Source organism: uncultured Shewanella sp. (genome assembly GCF_947501225.1).
In the GTDB taxonomy this organism is placed as follows: Bacteria; Pseudomonadota; Gammaproteobacteria; order Enterobacterales; family Shewanellaceae; genus Shewanella.
On the sequence record NZ_CANMUW010000003.1, the window covers coordinates 1 to 16,913 of the forward strand.

A 16,913-nucleotide genomic window follows, 5' to 3' on the forward strand; every position below is an offset into this window, starting at 1 on the left:
CAGAAGTGAAACGCAATAGCGCCGATGGTAGTGTGGGGTCTCCCCATGTGAGAGTAGGTCATTTCCAGGCGCCTAATAAACGATAAAGCCCGTTGCTAACGCAACGGGCTTTTTTCGTTTTTAGCCTGGAAAGATGACCACTCGAACATGGGGAAAGTAAATAGCGCATGCGAAGCATGCCACATATCCATTTGATAGTAGGGCGAATATCGCGGTAGCGATGTGCTTATGAGCGCGAAGCTTTAGCGTAGCTGACCATGACAGGCGCCTTCGCTTTTATCTATTAAACAACTAAAGCTGTATGACCGATAATTGCTTCACGGCTATGGCCCACTGCTTTGACCTACCTCGTATATCCATTCCATTCTGCGTTATTGTTATTAACTACCTATGATATTCAGGATATACACACGTCCTAATTCTTAGTTGCCGCGGGGGATACAAGCTTCGCGGGTGAAGCACGCTCCTACAGAGGACAACACATTATCGTCATACATTGGGGGAAGGCATTGTTCGCTTCTGTAGGACCGGCTTTAGTCGGGAATGGCTCATTTGTAATATAAGCATCGCGGCTAAAGCGCGCTCCTACACAGGAGAGGGGCATTTCCGCCATCTGATGTTTAGGATTAACAAATGCCTTGATGGCATGGTCAATGATGTTCCCCACATCATAATGACATTTATCACATACCTATGGATCTGATGCTGAAGAAAGGCCATGGCGGTCAGGGACTATATCTTCCACCAATATTCTAAGCCGATCATGACAGGTGTCTCCGTTGCAGGTCACAAGCTAAGCAGAACATGAACTTGGCCTTGGGTATGATTTTGTTGTACAGCTTGTTGAAGTACTCTGACAGGTTAGGAAACTATATCACTCATATGCTGTTACTGCGGAAGCGTGTTTTATATCGTGCTATAGCTGAAACAGAGTGAGGTTAGTTTAAAAAATGTTGGTTAAGATCAGTTAGTAGGTGGAAGAGCCTAAGTCAGTTTAACATTAGGCTCTTAATGGAGTCATAGAGATAGAAGTCTATCGATAATCGGTGTGTTGGCGGCAGGAAACTCATATTGTTGCAGGGTATTTAACTCTGCCCACAATACTTCTTGTCCTTCCAGGCCCTCAGCATCACCTGCAAAGCTTTTTACAGTATGGATATCTAAGAGTACTTCTTTATCTGGATAGTCATGTGAGATTGCCATTAAGGGGCTTGTATCGAAAACTGTCAGGTTCACTTCCTCTTTCAGTTCTCTTCTTAAAGCCTGTGAAGTTGTTTCACCAGTTTCAACCTTGCCACCGGGAAACTCCCACTTTCCACCTTGGTGTAAGTGAGAAGGTCGTTTTGCTAATAAAACTTGATTACTATCGTTAAGGATAACGCCTACGGCGACATGTATCCGTTTCATTGATCATTGATCCTTAAAGAAGTCAGCTTCATCGTAGCCTAAATCATCGAGTGTCTCCGGATCGAGCTCTGGCTTTACAGGGATGGCGTGTTTTTCTGCGGCCCAATCTCCCAGATCAATAAGCTTGCATCTTTCGCAACAGAATGGTTTAAATTTGGATTCGCTGTTCCAAATGACCTCTTTTTGACAGGTTGGACATTTTACTATTGTTGTCATCTTTACTTCTCTTGAACCGAATCAGCGACTCGCTATGTCGACTCTTTTTAATTCCAGTAGATATGACAATAATACTGACTTTAAGAACAGGTGGCTAATTGGAATTCGATACTTTTATCAGAATGCTTTTGCTGGTCAAATTGTACGAAATGGATAGCATAGCGGTTTTTATGACCGCTGATTGTAGGATAGCAGCCTTGCTGTGAGTCAATCTTCACCCTTATCAGAGATAAAGCAAGGTTACTGTTACCCTGATAAAAGCCCGCCGTAGCGACGGCATCGGTATATTCAGTAGTATCTCTTGTTAATTCAAGCAGTAATTTTATCGGGGTAAGTAAAGCGCTGAAGTGGGCGATCCACTGTGAGTATTCCTGCTGGCGAGTTTCCCAGGGCTTGGCAAGCCAATAGTGGAGCTGAGGAAGATCAAAGTTACAGCAGGCCCCTGGCATATTAAATCTTTGCCTTATTGCTGCTAAAAATCGATTAAGTTTAAGTTGACTACCGGGTCTTTCACAAGAGCCAAGGGCTTCCCGCGCCTGAGTTAGCTGGGATATGTAACTGCCTATTTGTGCTTTATCTATATGGGGGAGGTCTTGCCAGGAGGAGAGTTGCTGTAGCTGTTTATCTATATCTTTTAGTACTTCACCACGATAATCACAGCGCTCGGTTAACTCACAGAGTGAAAAAAGCGGGTAGAAACATCTATGCTGATGATCATGAGCTAAATTTGTCTGGAGTTGCTGATCGAGATATTCCAGTCGCAAATAGCTTCTTGTTTTCTCGTTCAAAGGCTGTTCATAAATTAGTTCAGTCATGGCGTTATTCAAGCATTATTGGCTAATTTTAAATAATTATTATGTAAGCTAATTACCTTCCCTTTCAGTGCCGATATCTTTCCATGATTGTCTATAACATCATCAGCTTTCGATAGCCTTTCTGCCCTGGGGACTTGGCTATCTATTATGTTTTTTATCTGTTCAGAAGAAACCTGATCTCTGGTGATTGTTCTATCTAGCTGTTGTTCAGGCGAAATATCAACCAAAAGAGTTAAGTTTACTAACCTATCTAAACCGTTCTCAAATAGCAAGGGAGCGACTAAAATTGCGTAGGGTGAAGTTGCGGAATTGAGACGTTTGTGGATCTCACTTCTGATCATTGGGTGCATTAAGTTGTTCAACCACTCTCTTTTGTCGGGCTGGCTAAAGATGATCTCACGCAGTTTCGACCTGTTTAAACTTTGATCTTTGTTTAAAATACTTTTGCCAAAGTGAGCCGTGATTTTGTTTAATCCCTCGGAGCCAACCTCCACCACCTCTCGCGCAATGATATCTGCATCGACAAGTTGTATTCCCAGCTCTGCAAAAATATTCGCGACGGTTGTTTTACCGCTGCCGATTCCACCTGTCAGGCCAACAATAAACTTAGACATTATATCTATCCTATGTTCTACACTTTTAATTTCAGGAAGGAGGCTATAGTGTAGATAGATACCAACTGGTGATATCGCTGCCCCAGATCATCGCTATCCAGCCGGCAGCTGCAATATAGGGCCCAAACGGAATGGGATTGGTTTGGTCAATTTTTTTAGTCACAATCATGAACACTCCAACGAGTGCACCCACCAGGGAGGAGAGCAGGATGATCAGAGGTAACATCTGCCAGCCAAACCAGGCACCGAAAACGGCTAACAGTTTAAAATCGCCATAGCCCATCCCCTCCTTGCCGGTTAGTAGTTTGAAGGCCCAGAAGACGCTCCATAGGCTCAGATAACCGGCGGCAGCCCCTATCACAGCATCGGTAGGGCTGGTGAAAGTACTATTGAGGTTGAGCAGTAAACCTATCCAGAGCAGTGGCAGGGTCAACTGATCCGGCAGTAACATCTCATCGAGATCTATCCCAGTTAAGGCAATCAAAACAAAAGTCAGGCCTGTCGCGAATATAAACTCCCAACTTGGGCCATAATGATAGGCAAGCAGGGCAACAGCAAGACCGGTAAGAAGCTCAATAACCGGGTATCTTGCCGAAATACTCGTACCACATGTGGCGCACTTCCCTTTGAGCATCAGCCAGCCGACTATAGGTAGATTATGCCAGGGTTTGATGTTGGTTTTACACTTGGGGCAGGCGGAGGCCGGAACGATTAAATTGTATTTTTCGGGGTAGTCATCTATTGGCTCGTTAAGTTGCTTCGAGATAGGGGCTATCAGCTCTTGATGGTACTCGTTAAGATACTGATTACATTCCTGTTGCCACTCCCGCTTTAGCATCACTGGAAAACGGTGTATCACAACGTTTAAAAAGCTCCCTATGACAGCGGCAAATATAAAACTGATGATGCTGAAGAGCCAAAGGTTCAGGCTCAGTAGTGAGATAAATTCTGCCATTATTTTTATTCTTAAATGCTAAATATGAGTATAGAAAGAGTTCGTTAGCCTACCACGTTACCCATTTCGAAAATAGGCAGGTACATGCCGACAATCAAACCACCGACCACGGTGCCGATAACCACCATCATTATGGGCTCGATAAGGCTTGATAGGCCATCGACGGCATCGTCGACCTGCATCTCATAGATGTTGGCGACTTTGTTGAGCATATTATCCAGCGAGCCTGACTCCTCACCGATCATCACCATCTGGATAAGCATATCAGGGAAAAGACCTGTGGTGCGCATGGCCACATTCATCTGCATCCCCGCCATCACCTCAGTTCTTACCTTAGTCAGCGCTTTGCGGTAGACGGCGTTGCCCGATGCCCCGGCGGCGGACTCAAGACCATCGATCAGAGGGACACCCGCGGCAAATGTCGTGGCTAAGGTTCTGGCGAATCTTGCCATGGCACCTTTATGGAGAATGTCACCTATGGCTGGGATTTTTAACACAAATTCATCGACTCGGTCGCGAAAAATTTGTGAGTTGAGATGGGCTCGTTTAAAGCTCCATACGGCGACGATGATGGCGATAACAAAGATATACCAGGAGGCCTGCAGCCAGCGAGAGATAGTAATAATCAGCTGAGTGAAAGCGGGAAGCTCTGCGCCGAAACCGTTGAAGATATCTTCAAATTGAGGGACTACAAATAGCAGTAGTAGTGCTGTAACCAGTACCGCAACAATAACAACCGCAGTGGGATAGAACATCGCCTTCTTTATTTTCGATTTAAGGGCCTCGGCTTTCTCCTTATAGAGGGCGATACGATCGAATACCGCATCCAGTGAGCCGGAGTGCTCACCCGCCGCGACAAGATCTACATAGAGGTCGTCGAAGTATTGCCTGTGGGGGCGGATGGAGTCAGAAAGCGGGATACCCGCCTGAACGTCGGCGACTATTACCCCGAGCAATTCCCTCATTTTAGGTTTTTCATGGCCGCGCCCAAGCATCTCCAGGGTGGTCACTATGGGGACACCCGCCATCAACATAGTGGCTATCTGTCGGGTGACCATGGCGATATCCATGGCAGTTATTTTCTTATCACTCTTGAATAAAGACTGGGCCTTTTTCTTGACTAGCTTAGGGTTGATTCCCTGAGACTTCAGCTGACTTTTTATTTCTGCAATTGTTTGCCCTCTCAGCTCGCCGGAGGTCTTCTTGCCGTCGCGGTTAACGCCTTTCCACTCGAAGGTGAAGACCTTGGGCTGTGGCTTGGCATTGGTCTTCTTGGATTTCTTGCTTTTATTCGCTGTTGCCGTTGCCATAGCCGTTTTCCTTTATCTTAATTTTTTGCTTTGAATACAGTAACTATAGGTGATTAAACAGCCTATATAGCAATTAGAAACTGGTGACCCGGTTGATCTCTGCGATGCTGGTCACGCCCTGGACCACCTTAAGTAAGCCTGAGTCTCTCAGATCACGCATCCCTTGTTCCTTTGCCTGATTGGCTATCTGTAAAGAGTTTCCTCCCTCCATGATAGTACGGGCAATCTCATCTGACATCTTCATCACCTCATAGATGCCCACACGGCCCTTGTAGCCGCCGGAGCAGAGTTCACACCCAGTTGGTTTATAGACAGTGATGCCGGCCTCGATATCTGCAGGATTGAACCCCAGTTTTTTCAGTTCGTGTTCAGGCACCTCTTCGGGCTGTTTACATTCGCTGCAGAGGCGACGCGCGAGACGCTGAGCGATGATCAGGTTGACCGAGCTGGCAATGTTGTAGCCGGGTACCCCCATGTTGATGAGACGTGTGAGGGTTTCAGCTGCCGAGTTAGTGTGCAGAGTCGAGAGTACCAGGTGGCCCGTTTGCGCCGCCTTGATGGCGATCTCTGCCGTTTCAAGGTCTCGGATCTCACCTACCATGACCACATCGGGGTCCTGGCGAAGGAAGGAGCGCAGGGCCGACGCAAAGGTGAGGCCGGCCTTGAGGTTGATATGGACCTGGTTAACCCCCTCCAGGTTGATTTCTACCGGATCCTCGGCGGTGGAGATATTGCGCTCTTCGGTGTTGAGGATGTTGAGTCCGGTATAGAGAGATACAGTCTTACCGGAACCCGTGGGGCCGGTGACCAGAATCATCCCCTGTGGTTTTGCCAACATCTCCTCGTAAAGCTCTCGTTGGTCATCTTCGTAACCTAGCTTCTCGATGCCCAGTTGTGCCGATGAGGAGTCGAGGATACGCATCACTATCTTCTCGCCCCAGATGGTGGGGAGGGTGCTGACACGAAAATCGATTGACTTGGTGCGGGAGAGCTTCATCTTGATACGACCGTCCTGAGGGACGCGGCGTTCGGCGATATCCAGCTTTGACATCACCTTGAGGCGCGCCGAGATACGGCCGGAGAGGTTTACCGGCGGTTCTGATACTTCGTGCAAGATACCATCGATACGAAAACGTATCCGGTAGCGCTTTTCATAGGGCTCAAAGTGGAGATCCGATGCGCCTTTACGTATCGCATCGGTCAGAATCTTATTGATATAGATGACGATCGGTGCGTCATCGTTGCCGTCACCGTTCTGCTCTTCCTCTCGCTTGCTGGTGTCTTCGACCTCAATGCCAGCTAATGATTCCTCATCTATGCTGCCGATATCCAGCGCTGAGATATCCTCCTCCAGCACCTTCTCCAGCGCCCTGGTCAGCTTATCGTCTTCCACCAGTATGGCTTCGGCGTGCAGGCCTGCGCTGAACTGAAAGTCCTCAAGCGCTGCGATATTTGTTGGATCTGAGGTGCCGATATAGAGGCGGTTACCACGCTTAAAGAGTGGCAGACACTTGTGCTTCTCGATCAGCTTCTTATTGAGAAAGCTCTCAGGGATGCTGGCAACATCGAACTCATCGAGATCCAGCAGCGGCGTACCATACTCCTCGTAACAGAGCTCGGCTATCTCGCGGGCGGAGATCATCTGCTCGCTGACTATGGTGGAGACGAGAGACTGCTTGGATTGACGGGACTTAGTGATTGCCGATGCGATCTGCTCTTCGCTGAGCAGCTGCTTACGAATGAAGAGGGTAGATAAACCTAGATGTAGACCCGTTGTAGGCATATAGATGAAACCTATGGTTTAAACTAATCACTCTAACAGTAAAACCCAGAAGCGTAAAACGCCTCTGGGTTTTTTTAATTTAAATATTTACTTACACCAGCCTTTAGCTACGCAAGTACCAGTAGTGGCCCAAGTGAGAACACCCGTTGTAGCATTTGCTGTTGGAGTGAGAGTCATTGTTACGCCATCTACTTCTGTTGTAGAGCCTACAGCTTTAATATCTGCCGCAGTAGTTGTTAGACTGGCTAAAACACCAGTTCCGCCTGATACATCTGCAGGTATTCCACGGTAGCCACCTATACAGTTAGTCAGAGCTCCTTCCTCCTGGAAACAGATAGTAACGGCACTTCTTGCTGCACCAACAGCTGTTACAACTTCAGCAAATTTCGCTTTTTTCGTGTAATCCTGATAAGCAGGCAGTGCAATTGCGGCGAGAATACCGATGATTGCAACAACGATCATTAATTCAATAAGGGTGAAACCCTTAGCTTTATTCATACTTTTATTTAAGTTAAGACCTTTCATTTTCTATCTCCAGTGGCACCGCTTACTTTAGTTTAGTCCATGTTACTTAGCCGTGTTGCTCCTGCGCTAGCTAATCTGTCCGTAATTAAATCTTGTTACTAAATCTCTTCGTTGCTGTCTAGTTATGGCAACGATGAAGGGGTAACTAAATTTGTAACTTATGTAGCTTATGTTGCTTAATGTAACAATAGCTAAAGCTAATCTAAAATATGCCTGTTTCTGCCATTATGCTAAATGTTAAAAGTGTGTATCTGTCCATTGTTGTTTCGGCAAACCGCACCCTGTGATCTCCTCCTACTCTTTGCTAAGAATTTATTAGCTTCGAAAGGTTGATCGTCTACCTACTGGTGAGGTTGGCCGAAATGGCCATCTCGCCTAAGTCCAAAGTTAGTACAAAGTTAAGGGAATTGGAACTGCAAATTACAACAAAGTACTAATTTGACGATGAATTCGTCTAATGAATGTTTTTTTATGTTAAAAAAGTTCTAACATTTTTTTGGCCCTGTATCGAAAACTGGCGCTTTGGTGGCTTGTGTCAATTTTTAGGCGTTTTTAGATTCGAAAATTCTGTCGATTTTATCGCCTGTAGTTTTTTGTTTTGTTCAGATGTTGCGCAGATGTTTTGGGGGAGAGGGTGTACGCTATAGAAGTGTCAGGGATGGTGCTTCGGATAATGGTTATTCGAAGCACCAGCTAATTTATATGAAGTGATTATTATGGATAGCTAATCGTTTTTAAGTCGAAGTGACAGATCCAGAGCCCTGACGTGCTTGGTCAAGGCCCCGACTGAGATGTAATCGACTCCGGTTTTGGCATAGCTTGCTATGGTCTGCAGAGTGACATCACCCGAGACCTCGAGTTTAGTCTTATTGCCCGCATGAGTATCACCTAGCTGAGCATAAAAGCGGTTATTCAGCTCTACCGCCTCAAGCATCATGGTGACGTCGAAGTTATCCAGCATGACGATGTCAGATCTGGCCTCCAGTGCCTGTTGAAGCTCCTTGATATTTTCAACTTCGACCTCTACCGGTTTACCCGGAGCAAGCTCTCTGGCCGCTGAGATCGCTTTGGGGATACTGCCGCAGGCCATGATGTGATTCTCTTTAATAAGAAAAGCGTCAAACAGGCCTATACGATGGTTTTTCCCCCCACCGCAGGTGACAGCATACTTCTGCGCGGTACGAAGACCGGGAATCGTCTTGCGGGTATCGAGCAGCTTAGTGTTTGTTCCTGCAATCTTGTCTATGTAATGTTTAGTGTGGGTCGCAACGCCGGAAAGTGTCTGAATGAAGTTCATTGCGGTGCGCTCGCCTGTGAGTATGGCTCTGGCGGGGCCTGATAGTTCACACAATAACTGGTTGGCTACGACGAGATCTCCATCGTCAACATGCCAGTGGAGCGCGACCTCTCCACCTAACTGGTTGAATACCTGTTCGGCCCAGGCTTTACCACAGAACACGCCCTCTTCACGGGTAATCAATGTTGCTTGTGCATATCTATCGGCGGGAATCAGCTGGGCCGTAATGTCAGCGCATGCCTTATCTTGCCCGGAGCCTGCTGCATTATCATGATAACCTAGATCCTCTTCGAGGGCGCTTTTGACAGATAGTCTAATGTCATTTTCCAACATATTGGTGTCCTTAATCGACTACAGCTGATTCACTGGGTGTATTTATGTAGAAATTTAGCTGTTTGATATAATTATACTATCAAACTTAATTTCGAAAGTAGAGAATTAGGCTGGACGAAAGCTATAGTTTGTAACGGGTTAGGGTGGATGTTTTATATACCTTGCTAGTCAGGAAATGTCACTTCTCTGCCGCTAAACGCCCTCCGGCTCTACTTGGTTTATGGTCGGCTTTTCACTGTAAGAGTGAACTGATAGAGTGTATTTAGTTCATGTAATCATTAATTTAATATCTGAGATATCTCTGTTATGTCTTCACGCACAAATGCACCGCTCATTCACACTGAGTTATTACAAGAGAGCCAGGCCGGTGCTCAGAAGGCTGAAAAGCGCTGTATTAACGGTTGGGTAAGCGGTGCGCGGCGCTGTGATTCTCCACACTTTAACCTTCGCCCCCACAACGAGGTCAGCCTGCTGGTTATCCATAATATCAGCTTACCTGCCGGTTGTTTCGGGCTGCCCTATATTGAGCAGCTGTTTATGGGGTGTCTGAATACCGATGCGGAGCCTGATTTCTCGGATCTTAAGGGGCTTGAGGTCTCTGCTCATTTCCTGATCCGGCGCGATGGTGAGCTGGTACAATATGTTTCATGTGATCGGCGTGCCTGGCATGCGGGTATCTCCAGCTTCGAAGAGCGGGATGGCTGTAATGACTTTGCTATCGGCATTGAGCTGGAGGGGACCGACAGTCAGGCTTATACCGAACTCCAATACCGGGAATTAAAAGCGCTTACTCTTGCCTTGTTTGAGGCATATCCTATGCTAAATGTTGACAGGGTCGTTGGCCATTGTGATATCGCACCAGGCCGTAAAACAGATCCGGGTGAAAGCTTTGATTGGAAAAGATTTAAAAAAGATTTAGGCTAAATAATCGCACATTTTCAGGCAGACCACTGCAAAGAGATAGTGGATAAATTGAGCTTGGTATATAGTGAACTAGTGTCGAAGTTGTGAGCGTTAATTGAAGAGCTTTTAAGCTGACCCCACCTTATGAAAGGATACTCAAATGGCATTGTTTTCTTTGTTAGTGGCTATCATCGTTGAGCGATTAAAACTGTTACCTAATAGTTGGCAGCTTGAGTCTTTTCTGAGAGTGTACTCAGATAACCTTTTTGGCAAGAAACAGCTTAAGTCCGAGACTATGATGGCTTTGGCTCTTGTATTACCGGCTGTAGCCGTACAGGTTGCTACATGGGCCGTTTCCGGTGTGTTTTGGGGCTTACTTAGCCTGCTGCTTTGGGTTGGGATCTCGATTCTCTGCTTCAGCCATCTGAAGCAGAGGCAGACATTTAAACGTTACATGCAAGCCGCGTGTCGGGGGGATTCTCAGGCATGCTATCACTTTGCCGATGAACTGGATTGCAACAAGCCTATAGAGGCGGTTTCAGAGGGAGATCTCGGGGCTAAGGTCGGACAGAGTGTTGCCTGGCTTAATTATCGTTTCTATGGTGCCGTTGCGCTCTATCTTATCTTCTTCGGCCCAGCCGGAGCCGTATTTTACTGCACGGTTCGTTACTTTTCAGATGAGAACCTTCAACAATCTCTGCAACATCCCCTGGTTAGTCAGGTGCTGACGCTGCTCGACTGGTTACCGAGTCGTATCTTTTCGTTTGGTTACGTACTGAGTGGGCAATTTTCTCAAGCCTTTTCCAGTTGGATGGAGTTCGGCTTTAGCCTGAAGTACAGTGCCAGAGAGATTGTCACTCAGGTTGCCTTGGCGGCAGAGCCGGCTCCCGAACCTCTGGCAAAGCCGATTTGTGTGCAGGCTACACTGGCACTGCTACAATTGAGCAAGCGTAACTTTATACTCCTGCTTACGACTTTGTCTCTGTTGACGATATTCGGTGTCGTGGCATAGAGAAAGTATGTCGGTATTGATAATGGTCTGACCCCTTAGGTCGGTTTTTTCGTTATGCTCACAGTTCGGGAGCATACATGATGTAGATCACAAGCTGGACATTCAAAATGTGATTTGATAAAGTGCGCTCAGTCGACTAAATTGGTAAGACCAATTTACAATAGGAGCTGAGGGCCATATGGCTTATAGCAAAATAAACCAGCCAAAAATTTCTGATGTCATCATGGGGCAGTTGGAACAGATGATTCTGGAAGGGAGTCTCCAACCGGGTCAGAAACTTCCCCCTGAACGCGAACTTGCACAGCAGTTCGAAGTCTCCCGTCCCTCACTGCGTGAAGCCATTCAAAAGCTCGAAGCTAAAGGGCTGCTCTTGCGTCGCCAAGGTGGTGGTACCTATGTCAAGGAGCAGCTATGGCAGAGCCTGGCTGATCCCATTGTCGAACTGATGCATAGCGACTCTGAGAGTCAGTACGATCTACTGGAGTTTCGTCATGCGACTGAAGGGATGATGGCATATTTTGCTGCGCTACGTGGTACCGACGCCGATATGCAAAATATCAAGCGCACGATCATGGCGGTTGAGGCGGCAACTGAAATTGAGCAGCAAGCGGAAGCTATTGTACGTTTCTATCGCGCCGTAGCAGAGGCCTCTCATAACGTGGCCATGCTACATCTTGTCCTAAGTTTATCCCCTGTGCTGCATAAAAACGTGGCACAGAACCTGGAGCTTCTGAATCGAAGAGAGGAAGCCTCTAAAATGGCAAACGATCACAGGCTGGCTCTGCTTGCCGCCATCGTTCGCCGAGATCCCGAAGCAGCAAGAGAAGCCTCTAATGAACACTTGAGTTACATTGAGGAAGTCATGCTGTCTGTTAGGGAAGAAGATAGCCGGTTGCAGCGTAGCCTGCGCCGTTTAAAGAGCGGTGTGTAAAGCCGGGGCTTTACACCAGAAAATATTCTGTAATTGAACATTTTCATGATGACTATTATTACTACGTATGGGGAAGGACTGCGAAATGTCTGAACATATGCTACAAGACTTAGATCCACTGGAGACCCAAGAGTGGGTCGATTCACTGCAGGCTGTACTCGAGCAAGAGGGTCCTGAGCGCGCACATTACCTTCTGGAAAAGTTAATCGACAAAGCACGCCGTAATGGTACGCATCTGCCTTATAAGGCAACAACAGCTTATCTCAATACTATTCCGGCCGGACAAGAGCCTCATATGCCGGGTAACCAGGAGATGGAACGCAGAATCCGTGCCATCGTTCGCTGGAATGCGCTGGCCATGGTTCTTCGCGGTTCCAAGAAAGATCTTGAGTTGGGTGGTCATATCTCAAGTTTCGCGTCCAGCGCCACTATTTACGATGTCTGCTTTAACCACTTCTTCCGTGCGCCAAACGAAAAAGATGGTGGCGACCTGGTTTATTTCCAGGGGCATATCGCTCCGGGGATCTACTCGCGTTCCTTCCTTGAGGGACGCTTGACAGAAGAGCAGATGAACAACTTCCGTCAGGAGGTCGATGGTAAAGGCCTGCCTTCATATCCGCACCCTAAGTTGATGCCTGACTACTGGCAGTTCCCTACGGTATCCATGGGTCTTGGCCCGATTCAGGCTATCTATCAGGCTCGTTTCCTCAAGTATCTTACCGATCGTGGCTTGAAAGATTGCTCTGAGCAAACGGTATATTGTTTCTTAGGTGACGGTGAGTGTGATGAGCCGGAAACTCTGGGTGCCATCGGCCTTGCGGCACGTGAAGAGCTGGATAATCTGGTCTTCATCGTGAACTGTAACCTACAGCGTCTTGACGGTCCTGTACGTGGTAATGGCAAGATAATTCAAGAGCTTGAAGGCGAGTTCCGCGGTGCAGGTTGGGAAGCGGTTAAAGTTATCTGGGGTCGTTACTGGGATCCATTATTGGCTCGTGACACAAGCGGTAAATTACTTCAGTTGATGGAAGAGACCGTCGATGGTGAGTATCAGAACTGTAAGGCTAAAGGTGGCGCCTATACCCGTGAGCACTTCTTCGGTAAGTATCCTGAAACTGCCGAGATGGTTGCTAACATGTCTGATGATGACATCTGGCGTCTGAACCGTGGTGGACACGATCCAGTTAAGATATTTGCTGCACTTCAGCATGCTAAGAATACGAAAGGTCGCCCGACGGTTATCCTGGCAAAAACCGTGAAAGGTTATGGTATGGGTGATGCCGGTGAAGGGAAGAACATCGCTCACAACGTGAAGAAGATGGGGGTCGATTCGCTGAGGTACTTCCGCGATCGTTTCAATATCCCTATCTCTGATGAAGAGTTAGAAGATATTCCTTTCTACCACCCGGGTGCAGACTCTGAAGAGGTTAAATACCTTAAAGAGCGTCGCGAGGCACTACATGGCGCCATGCCTGCCCGTCGTGAAAACAGTTCACAAGAGCTTGAAGTTCCACCGCTCAAGACATTTGATGCTGTGCTAAAGGGCTCTAATGGCCGTGAAATTTCAAGTACCATGGCATTTGTTCGCATACTCACGGCACTGCTTAAAGATAAGAAGATAGGTAAAAACATAGTGCCTATCATTCCTGATGAGGCGCGTACTTTCGGTATGGAAGGGCTGTTCCGTCAGGTGGGTATCTATGCTCACGAAGGGCAGAAATATGTTCCACAAGATTCTGATCAGGTTGCCTATTATCGTGAAGATAAATCTGGTCAGGTATTGCAGGAAGGGATTAACGAGTTAGGTGCTATGTCATCCTGGGTGTCGGCAGCGACCAGTTATTCAGTTAACGACACACCAATGATCCCGTTCTACATCTACTACTCAATGTTTGGTTTCCAGCGTATCGGTGATATGGCATGGGCTGCAGGCGATATGCGGGCACGTGGTTTCATGGTGGGCGGTACAGCAGGACGCACCACGCTAAACGGTGAAGGCCTGCAGCATCAGGATGGTCACAGTCATGTACTGGCTAACACCATCCCAAGCTGTATTACCTATGACCCGACTTATGGCTATGAGATTGCCGTTATCGTTCAAGATGGTATTCGTCGTATGTATGGCGAACAGGAAGATGTTTTCTATTACCTGACGACAATGAACGAAAACTATGTTCAGCCGGCGATGCCAGAGGGTGCCGAAGAGGGTATCGTTAAAGGTATATACAAGCTTGAGAGTGTCGAAGGCTCCGGCAAGGGTAAGGTTCAGTTGATGGGTTGTGGCACCATCCTTGAGCAGGTACGCAAGGCTGCTCAGGCATTGGCTAAAGACTTTGGTATCTCATCTGATGTATTCAGTGTGACCAGCTTCAACGAGCTGACTCGTGATGGACAGGCGGCAGAACGTTACAACATGCTGCACCCAACGGAAACTCCAAAAGAGGCTTACATCAGCCAAGTCATCTCCAGCGAGTCTCCGGCTATTGTCGCTACCGACTATATGAAGATATATGGTGAGCAACTTCGTGCTTATATACCTACAGATTACAAGGTATTAGGTACCGATGGTTTCGGTCGCTCTGACAGCCGTGACAACTTACGTCATCACTTTGAGGTTGATGCGAAATTTATTGTGATTGCATCACTTAAGTCACTTGTTGATCGTAATGAACTACCCGTCGATGTGCTAACCAAGGCCATTAGCGAGTATGGTATCGATGTCGACAAGATCAACCCGCAGTACGCGTAAGAGGGAAATAAAATGTCTGAATTAAAAGAAGTTTTAGTCCCCGATATTGGTGGTGACGAAGTTCAGGTAATTGAGATCTGTGCAGCGGTTGGTGACCAACTTGCAGCCGAAGAGTCAATTATCACCGTTGAAAGTGACAAGGCGACCATGGATATTCCGGCGCCTTTTGCCGGAAAGTTATCCGAGTTGAAAGTTGCTGTCGGCGACACTGTCTCAGAAGGTACCTTGATCGCTATGATGTCTGCGCAAGATGCCGCAGATGAAGCCGTACCACAGGCTCCTGTTCAAGAGGCTGCTCCGGCCTCGGCTGCAACACCTGCTAGCCCGGCTCCAGCCCCGGTATCAACCGGAACTGAAGTCATCGAGGTCAAGGTTCCCGATATCGGTGATGCGGCCGATGTCGATATCATCGAAGTGCTGGTGGCCGTAGGTGACAGCATTGATGTGGATACCGGGTTGATCACTCTTGAGACAGATAAAGCCACCATGGAGGTGCCAGCACCTGCTGTCGGTGTGGTGAAAGAGTTAAGTGTTGCTGTCGGCGATAAAGTTTCTGAAGGTTCACTTGTACTTTTATTGGAAGTCGGTGCCTCAGCGGTAGCTGAAACCTCTACTCCTGTCGAAGCGCCGGTTGCAGCACCTGCACCTGTGAGTGTAAGCGAAGTTAAAGAGGTCGCCGTTCCCGATATCGGTGATGCGTCTGATGTCGATGTGATTGAAGTTCTGGTTGCTGTGGGTGACACGGTTGAGGCCGATCAAGGTCTGATCACCTTAGAGACTGACAAAGCGACAATGGAAGTACCGGCCCCATTTGCAGGTAAGCTTGTTTCGCTATCGATTAATGTTGGTGACAAGGTTTCTCAGGGAACGTTAATTGCGACCATAGAGACTCAGTCTGCCGCTCCGGTTATCACCGAGGCTGTGCAAGCTGCTCCAGTTGCTGCGGCTGTACCGTCGCCAACTCCGGCTGCGGCGGCAAGCAAGCCTCCGGTTCCGCACCATCCAAGTGCAGGCAGTAAGCCTAGCACCGGCGCGGTACACGCTTCACCCGCGGTACGTCGTATGGCTCGGGAGTTTGGTGCTGATTTGGCCTTAGTTAAAGGGACAGGCCGTAAAGGCCGTATTCTTAAGGAAGATGTGCAGGCATACATCAAGTATGAGCTGTCTCGTCCTAAGGCTACTGCAGCAAGCAGTGTTGGTGCAGGAGAGGGAGGGTTGCAGGTCATCGCCGCACCTAAAGTTGATTTTGCCAAGTTTGGTGAAATTGAAGAGGTGCCGTTAACACGCATTCAGAAGATCTCAGGTCCAAACCTTCACCGCAACTGGGTCACTATTCCTCATGTGACACAGTTCGATGAAGCCGACATCACTGAGATGGAGGCTTTTCGTAAGCAGCAAAATGAGCTTGAAGCTAAGCGTAAGTCAGGTATTAAGATCACGCCGCTTGTGTTTATGATGAAAGCAGTGGCCAAGACTCTGCAGGCATTCCCGGTATTTAATGCAAGCCTGAGTGCCGATGGTGAGTCTTTAATTAAGAAGAAGTACTACCATATTGGTGTTGCGGTCGATACGCCAAATGGCCTGGTGGTTCCGGTTGTTCGTGATGTGGACAAGAAAGGTATCCACGAACTAACTCAGGAGCTGGCAGAGATCTCTGTTAAGGCGCGTGAGGGTAAGCTGAAATCTGCAGATATGCAGGGAAGCTGTTTCACCATCTCCAGCCTGGGCGGAATCGGTGGTACGGCATTTACACCTATCGTAAATTACCCGGATGTGGCAATTTTAGGTGTATCTAAGTCAGAGATTAAGCCTAAGTGGAATGGTAAAGATTTCGAGCCTAAGCTGATGTTGCCGTTATCTTTATCTTATGATCACAGGGTGATCGATGGTGCTATGGCTGCCCGCTTTAGCGTGACACTGTCAAGTATGCTGTCCGATATACGTACGCTTATTTTGTAATGATGAAGGCTACTCATGTTGAGTAGCCTTTTGTTTATTCCAATTGAGGGTTAAAATGCGGCCACCTTACAGAATAAAATTCGATAGCTGGCGTCATTTACCGT

General features: G+C 47.5%; 14 protein-coding genes. 5 read left to right on the forward strand and 9 right to left on the reverse strand.

Annotated elements, in window-relative coordinates:
* Positions 1-1,017: 1,017 nt before the first annotated feature.
* The 9 genes from mutT to nadC form a co-directional block, all read right to left on the reverse strand.
* Complete coding sequence (gene mutT, locus Q1B47_RS05580; protein ID WP_299789919.1) at positions 1,018-1,407, reverse strand: 8-oxo-dGTP diphosphatase MutT; 390 nt, start codon at positions 1,405-1,407, stop codon at positions 1,018-1,020.
* Positions 1,408-1,410: 3 nt separating this feature from the next.
* Positions 1,411-1,623, reverse strand: a complete 213-nt coding sequence (gene yacG, locus Q1B47_RS05585) for a DNA gyrase inhibitor YacG (RefSeq protein WP_299789921.1) — start codon at positions 1,621-1,623, stop codon at positions 1,411-1,413.
* A gap of 80 nt (positions 1,624-1,703) precedes the next feature.
* Entirely contained in the window at positions 1,704-2,438 is a 735-nt protein-coding gene (zapD, locus tag Q1B47_RS05590; protein ID WP_299789924.1) for a cell division protein ZapD, read from the reverse strand.
* Positions 2,439-2,446: 8 nt separating this feature from the next.
* The gene (gene coaE / locus Q1B47_RS05595) at positions 2,447-3,052 is read right to left on the reverse strand and encodes a dephospho-CoA kinase (protein ID WP_299789926.1); all 606 of its coding nucleotides are present in this window, start codon (positions 3,050-3,052) and stop codon (positions 2,447-2,449) included.
* A 43-nt stretch (positions 3,053-3,095) separates the two neighbouring features.
* Positions 3,096-4,007 carry an A24 family peptidase gene (locus Q1B47_RS05600; protein ID WP_299789929.1) on the reverse strand — a complete coding sequence of 304 codons (912 nt, stop codon included), beginning with the start codon at positions 4,005-4,007 and terminating at the stop codon, positions 3,096-3,098.
* A gap of 44 nt (positions 4,008-4,051) precedes the next feature.
* Positions 4,052-5,317, reverse strand: a complete 1,266-nt coding sequence (locus tag Q1B47_RS05605) for a type II secretion system F family protein (RefSeq protein ID WP_299789932.1) — start codon at positions 5,315-5,317, stop codon at positions 4,052-4,054.
* Positions 5,318-5,390: 73 nt separating this feature from the next.
* Entirely contained in the window at positions 5,391-7,100 is a 1,710-nt protein-coding gene (gene pilB / locus Q1B47_RS05610) for a type IV-A pilus assembly ATPase PilB (protein WP_299789935.1), read from the reverse strand.
* A gap of 87 nt (positions 7,101-7,187) precedes the next feature.
* Complete coding sequence (locus Q1B47_RS05615) at positions 7,188-7,625, reverse strand: prepilin-type N-terminal cleavage/methylation domain-containing protein (protein WP_299789938.1); 438 nt, start codon at positions 7,623-7,625, stop codon at positions 7,188-7,190.
* 724 nt (positions 7,626-8,349) lie between these two features.
* On the reverse strand, positions 8,350-9,255 hold the full coding sequence (gene nadC / locus Q1B47_RS05620) for a carboxylating nicotinate-nucleotide diphosphorylase (protein ID WP_299789941.1): 906 nt from the start codon (positions 9,253-9,255) through the stop codon (positions 8,350-8,352).
* 306 nt (positions 9,256-9,561) lie between these two features.
* Between nadC and ampD the strand changes: the two genes are divergently transcribed.
* The 5 genes from ampD to aceF all read left to right on the forward strand — a co-directional run bounded on the left by ampD (position 9,562) and on the right by aceF (position 16,809).
* Complete coding sequence (gene ampD, locus Q1B47_RS05625) at positions 9,562-10,179, forward strand: 1,6-anhydro-N-acetylmuramyl-L-alanine amidase AmpD (protein ID WP_299789944.1); 618 nt, start codon at positions 9,562-9,564, stop codon at positions 10,177-10,179.
* A gap of 139 nt (positions 10,180-10,318) precedes the next feature.
* Positions 10,319-11,170, forward strand: a complete 852-nt coding sequence (ampE, locus tag Q1B47_RS05630; protein ID WP_299789947.1) for a beta-lactamase regulator AmpE — start codon at positions 10,319-10,321, stop codon at positions 11,168-11,170.
* Between the two features lie 178 nt (positions 11,171-11,348).
* Positions 11,349-12,101: a pyruvate dehydrogenase complex transcriptional repressor PdhR gene (pdhR, locus tag Q1B47_RS05635; protein ID WP_299789950.1), complete on the forward strand. Its 753-nt coding sequence runs from the start codon at positions 11,349-11,351 to the stop codon at positions 12,099-12,101.
* An 85-nt stretch (positions 12,102-12,186) separates the two neighbouring features.
* Complete coding sequence (gene aceE / locus Q1B47_RS05640; protein ID WP_299789952.1) at positions 12,187-14,850, forward strand: pyruvate dehydrogenase (acetyl-transferring), homodimeric type; 2,664 nt, start codon at positions 12,187-12,189, stop codon at positions 14,848-14,850.
* Positions 14,851-14,862: 12 nt separating this feature from the next.
* A complete protein-coding gene (gene aceF / locus Q1B47_RS05645; RefSeq protein ID WP_299789955.1) occupies positions 14,863-16,809 on the forward strand; it encodes a pyruvate dehydrogenase complex dihydrolipoyllysine-residue acetyltransferase in 1,947 nt (648 codons plus the stop codon).
* Positions 16,810-16,913: the final 104 nt, after the last annotated feature.